Source organism: Undibacterium sp. MH2W (assembly GCF_049340215.1).
Lineage (GTDB): Bacteria > Pseudomonadota > Gammaproteobacteria > Burkholderiales > Burkholderiaceae_D > Undibacterium.
The window spans coordinates 1-255 of record NZ_JBMPPA010000042.1 but is presented as its reverse complement, the minus strand read 5'-3'; the positions used below and the strand labels follow the sequence as shown (position 1 = coordinate 255).

Annotated in this window: 1 pseudogene; it reads right to left on the bottom strand. The window is 50.6% G+C overall.

The features are described 5' to 3' along the window. Window positions 1-255: pseudogene (locus ACO0K2_RS19770) on the bottom strand (energy transducer TonB); the annotation flags it as partial.

Below are 255 nucleotides of genomic sequence, written 5' to 3'. Positions count from 1 at the left end.
AATACGGACAAGAGGACTGTACCGGTCTCTTCATTACGTAAAGACGCACGTGGGTACTCTGGTTTGCAACCAGCAACGTTAAAGTCGATCACCCCTGGTACCGTCACAGGGCCAGTTGGTTTTGCTGACTCTGGTGGTGCTGTTTGCTGTGTTTTAGCAAACACTGGGTTATCTGGCTTCACGTTCGATACGGCACTGATCGTGTTTTGCTGTGGCTGCTGCTGTACTTGCACTTCTGGCGGCGGAATAAATGGT